Source organism: Nocardia sp. NPDC058497, assembly GCF_042720195.1.
Taxonomy (GTDB): domain Bacteria; phylum Actinomycetota; class Actinomycetes; order Mycobacteriales; family Mycobacteriaceae; genus Nocardia.
This window is the reverse complement of record NZ_JBHXMY010000447.1, coordinates 1-5,013: the sequence shown is the minus strand read 5'-3', so window position 1 is coordinate 5,013 and position 5,013 is coordinate 1. Positions and strand designations below refer to the sequence as shown.

General features: G+C 66.3%; 4 protein-coding genes and 1 pseudogene. 1 reads left to right on the top strand and 4 read right to left on the bottom strand.

What is annotated here, in order from left to right:
• Window positions 1-62: 62 nt before the first annotated feature.
• The 4 genes and pseudogenes from ACFWPJ_RS24410 to hsaA all read right to left on the bottom strand — a co-directional run.
• Window positions 63-461, bottom strand: a pseudogene (locus tag ACFWPJ_RS24410) (flavin reductase family protein); the annotation flags it as partial.
• Between the two features lie 17 nt (window positions 462-478).
• Entirely contained in the window at window positions 479-1,384 is a 906-nt protein-coding gene (hsaC, locus tag ACFWPJ_RS24405; protein ID WP_378854711.1) for an iron-dependent extradiol dioxygenase HsaC, read from the bottom strand.
• Complete coding sequence (hsaD, locus tag ACFWPJ_RS24400) at window positions 1,381-2,253, bottom strand: 4,5:9,10-diseco-3-hydroxy-5,9,17-trioxoandrosta-1(10),2-diene-4-oate hydrolase (RefSeq protein WP_232996296.1); 873 nt, start codon at window positions 2,251-2,253, stop codon at window positions 1,381-1,383. The genes hsaC and hsaD overlap by 4 nt, the downstream gene beginning before the upstream one ends.
• A 3-nt stretch (window positions 2,254-2,256) precedes the next feature.
• A complete protein-coding gene (gene hsaA, locus ACFWPJ_RS24395) occupies window positions 2,257-3,420 on the bottom strand; it encodes a 3-hydroxy-9,10-secoandrosta-1,3,5(10)-triene-9,17-dione monooxygenase oxygenase subunit (protein WP_378854710.1) in 1,164 nt (387 codons plus the stop codon).
• A 194-nt stretch (window positions 3,421-3,614) separates the two neighbouring features.
• On the opposite strand from hsaA, the gene ACFWPJ_RS24390 reads away from it, so the two are divergent.
• Window positions 3,615-4,796, top strand: a complete 1,182-nt coding sequence (locus ACFWPJ_RS24390) for a Rieske 2Fe-2S domain-containing protein (protein WP_378854709.1) — start codon at window positions 3,615-3,617, stop codon at window positions 4,794-4,796.
• The last annotated feature ends 217 nt before the right edge of the window (window positions 4,797-5,013 follow it).

Below are 5,013 nucleotides of genomic sequence, written 5' to 3'. Positions count from 1 at the left end.
CTCTTAAAAACCTTTTTTTTTCGGGGGCTGTGTGAGTGGTTATAAAGTCACTGGCCTTTGTTGTGGTCACCGCCGTCGCCGCCGGTGTCGACGGTGCATTCGATGGTGGCCAGCGAATCGTCGAGCACTGGCACACCCAATTCCGAGGTGTGCCAGGAGACTCCGGCGAACTTGTCGGTCTCGCGGGAGCCGAAGCGCGCGCACGTCGGCTGCTGTTCCTCGGCGAGCACGTTCACGCAGAACTTGCCCGCCGCCTCGATCGCCGCCCACGAGCGCGACCCCTTGGTGGGGCAGAACAGCACCAGCGGCGGGTCGAGGGAGAGGGCGGCGAAGGACTGGCAGGCGAAGCCGATCGGCTCATCCGCCGGGTCGAGCGCGGTGATCACGGTGATGCCGGTGCAGAACTGCCCCAGCACATTACGAAATTGCCGGCCGTCGATCGCCGGTATCTGTTCGGTCATGTCCCTCGCCGCCATTCCTATTGCTGCTTGAATCCGACGGTGAAGTCGTGACCCCACAGGCTGACCGCGGTCGATTCGCGCGCGATCCAGTCGTCGTCGTCGACTTCCAGTCCCTCACATCCGAATTCGATATCGAATCCGCCGGGAGTCTTCATGTAGAAGGACAGCATCTTGTCGTTGATGTGCCGGCCGAGGGTGGCCGACATCTTCACCTTCTTGCGGTAGGCGCGGTCCAGGCAGAGGCCGACGTCGTCGGAGTTCTCCACCTCGACCATGAGGTGCACGATGCCGGTCGGATTCGGCAGCGGCAGGAACGCCAGCGCGTGATGACGCGGGTTGCAGCCGTAGAAGCGCAGCCAGGCCGGGTCGCCGTCGGCGGGACGGCCCACCATCTGCGGCGGCAGCCGCATGGAGTCGCGCAGCCGGAAGCCGAGGACGTCCTGGTAGAAGGCCTGCGCCGCCGCATCGTCGGTGCAGGTCAGCACCACGTGGCCCAGACCCTGCTCGGCGGTGACGAACTTGTGGCCGTAGGGGCTCACGAAGCGGCGGCCCAGGTACTGCGCGCCGTAGAACGCCTCGAGGGTGTTCCCGGACGGATCCTGGAACCGGATCATGCCCTCGACGCGGCGCTCACCCAGCTCCTCCTTGGTGCCCTCGGTGAAGGCGACCCCGGCCTTGTCCAGGGTCTCGCGCAGCTGCTGCAGGCCGGGGGCGTCGGTGACCTCCCAGCCCGAGACCAGCAGCCGGTCCTGCTCACCGGGGACGATCACCAGTCGCGCGGCGAAATCGTCCATGCGCAGGTAGAGCGCGTCGGGGTTGAGCCCGGTGCCCTCCATCATGCCGAGCACCTTGAGGCCGTACTCGCGCCAGGCCGCCATGTCGGTGGCCTCGATGCGCATGTAGCCCAGAGCGCGAATACTCATTGCTTCTCCTCGAGGAAATCGACCGTGAGCCGGTTGAATTCGTCGAACTTCTCCAGCTGCGCCCAGTGCCCGCAGCCACCGAACACGTGCAGCTGCACGCGCGGGATGACCTTGGTGGCCACCAGCGCGCCGTCGAGCGGGTTCACCCGGTCCTCGCGGCCCCAGATGAGCAGTACGGGCTGACGCAGCTTGTACGCGTCACGCCACAGCATGCCCTTCTCGAAGTCGGCGCCCGCGAAGGACTTGCCCATCGCGCGCACGGCGGCCAGCGATTCGGGCGTGCTCGCCAGGGCGAACCGCTCGTCGATCAGTTCCTCGGTGATCAGCGACTGGTCGAAGACCATGATCCGCAGGAACTTCTCCAGGTTCTCCCTGGTCGGCGCGTAGCTGAACGCCGAGAGCAGCTTGACGCCCTCGGTCGGGTCGGGCGCGAACAGGTTGGTGCTCAGCCCGCCCGGGCCCATCAGCACGAGCTTGCCCGCGCGCTTGGGGTTGTCCAGGGCGAAGCGCACCGAGGTGCCGCCGCCGAGCGAGTTGCCGAGCAGGTGCACCCGATCGGTGATCTGCAGGTGGTCCAGCAGCGCGAGCAGCGCGGTGGACGCGTGCACGAAGTACTGCGGGTGGTCGACCGGCTTGTCGGACTTGCCGAAACCGGGCTGGTCGAGCGCGATCACGTGGAAGTTCTCGGCCAGCACCGGGATATTGCGGGCGAAGTTCGACCACGCCGAGGCGCCGGGCCCGCCGCCGTGCAGCAGCACGATCGTGGGACCGTTGCCGACGCCCGCCTCGTGGTAGTGCAGCTTCAGCTCGGGGGTGACCTGCGCGTAGCGGGAGGTCGATTCGTAGGTGATTTCAGCGGTCTGAGTCATCGGCTACACCATGGCGTCGGTGACGGGCAGGCCGAACTCGTGCGTGCCGTACATGACGTAGGCGCGCTCGGGATCGTTGGCCGCGTGCACCCGGCCCGCGTGCGCGTCACGCCAGAAGCGCTGCAGCGGCGTGCCGTTTGCCAGGGCGGTCGCGCCCGAGGACTCGAAGAGCTTGTCGATCGAGGCGATCACCCGGCCGGTCGCGCGCACCTGGTCGCGACGGGCGCGCACGCGCAGATCGAACGGCACCTCCTCGCCCGCCACCAGCAGCGCGTACTCCTCGGCGACATTGCCCGAGAGCTGACGCCACGCGGCGTCGATGTCGCTGGCCGCCTCGGCGACGCGCACCTTGGCGAACGGATCGTCCTTGGCGTTCTCGCCGGCGAAGGCCGCGCGCACGCGCTTGCCCTGGTGCTCGACGTGCGCCTCGTAGGCGCCGTAGCCCATGCCGACGATCGGCGTGGAGATGGTGGTGGGGTGGATGGTGCCCCACGGCATCTTGAAGACGGCGTCGGTGTTCTGCTCGAGGCCGGGCGCGCGGCCCTCGCTCATCGCGCGGAAGCTCAGGAAGCGGTGCGCCGGGACGAAGACATCCTCGACGACCACGGTGTTGGAGCCGGTGCCGCGCAGGCCGACGACGTTCCAGACGTCATCGATGCGGTAGTCCGAGCGCGGGATCAGGAAGCTGCCGAAGTCGACCGGCTTGCCGTTCTTGATCACCGGACCGCCCAGGACGGCCCAGGTCGCGTGATCGGAACCCGAGGACCAGGCCCACGAGCCGCGCACGATGTAGCCGCCGTCGACCGCCTGGCCCGCGCCCATCGGGGCGTAGGACGACGAGATCCGCACGTCGGTGTCCTCGCCCCAGACGTCTTCCTGGGCCTGCTGATCGAACAGCGCGAGGTGCCAGTTGTGCACGCCGATGATGCCCGCCACCCAGCCGGTGGACCCGCAGGCGCTGGCGATCTTGCGCACGGTGTCGTAGAAGACGACCGGGTCGGCGGCGTGGCCGCCCCACTGCTTGGGCTGGAGCAGCCGGAAGAAGCCTGTCTCCTGCAGCGCCTTCATGGATTCGTCGGGAATGCGGCGCAGGTCCTCGGCCTCCTGCGCGCGTTCACGCAGTGTCGGCAGCAGTGCCTCGACCCGTTCAATCACTTCTTGCGTCATTTCGGAGCCCGCTCCTGCCTTGTCGGATCGACAACCGGTTCTGTGTCGACTCTGAGATTAGAACAGGTTCTCGTTTCTGTCGAGAAGATCTCCCTACCTCGGATATAACAGAGTCCAACAGTGAACTTTGCTGGACAGCTGGCGTGAAGCGGCCTCATTTTGTAACGTGTTCTAGTGAACAAGGAGGGTTCGGGATGGCAGTCAACCCCAAGGTGAGGGAACTCGATGTCGGCGCAGCGCCGACCAGGTTTGCGCGCGGCTGGCATTGCGTCGGCCTGGCGAAGACCTTCCGCGACGGCAAGCCGCACGCGGTCGAGATCTTCGGGACCAAGCTCGTGGTATGGACCGACACCAACGACGAGATCCGTGTGCTCGACGGCTATTGCAGGCATATGGGCGGCGATCTGACGATGGGAACGGTGAAGGGCGACGACATCGCCTGCCCGTTCCACGACTGGCGCTGGGGCGCCAGCGGTAAGTGCACGTCGATTCCCTACGCGCGCCGCGTTCCGCCGCTGGCCCGCACCAGGAGATGGACCACGCTCGAGCGCAACGGTCAGCTGTTCATCTGGCACGACCACGAGGGCAACGAACCGCCCGCCGATGTCACGATCCCGCATATCGAGGGCCCGTACACCGACGCCGAGGGCAACCCGACCGAGGTCCATGACAGCGGTTGGACCGAGTGGACGTGGAACACGATGCGCATCGAGGGCGCCAACTGCCGCGAGATCATCGACAACGTCGTGGACATGGCGCACTTCTTCTACATCCACTACGCCTTCCCGACGTACTTCAAGAACGTCTTCGAGGGTCAGGTGGCGACGCAGTTCCTCGAGACCAAGGGCCGTCCCGACGTCGGCATGGCGGCCAAGTACGGCGGCGAGACCCTGTTGAAGTCGGAAGCGTCGTATTTCGGACCGTCCTACATGGTCAATCCGCTGACCAACATCTACGGCGGGTACGAGATCAAGGTGGTGCTGATCAACTGCCACTACCCGATCGATCACGACTCGTTCGTGCTGCAATACGGCTTGGCGGTGGAGAAGCCCAAGGGCATCGACGCGGCGACCGCGGAGAAGCTGGCCCAGTCGATGACCGACTTCTTCGGTGACGGCTTTCTGCAGGATGTCGAGATCTGGAAGCACAAGTCCAAGGTCGACAACCCGCTGCTGTGTGAGGAGGACGGCCCGGTCTACCAGCTGCGCCGCTGGTACGAGCAGTTCTACGTCGACGCCGCTGATGTCACCGAGAAGATGACCCAGCGCTTCGAATTCGAGGTCGACACCGACAAGGCGAACGAGGCATGGGAGGCCGAGGTGGCGGAGAACCTGCGTCTCAAGCGCGAGGCCGAAGAAGCCGAAGCGGGCGTGTAATCATGTCCCCGACCTGGGCCAAGGCACCCGACTTCGCCGATCAGCCCGTGCGGCAGGCCGCGGTGCGGGCCCAGACCACGGTCGACAAACAGCACTATCTGGACGATGGGCGGAGACCCCCGCGGGGGTAAGGGCGCCCGCGCCCGGTGGGGGGGGGGCAAGTCAGGCCGCCGCCCTCCCCCGGTGTCGGGGGCGCAGCGGCGGGCCCCAAAGAGTC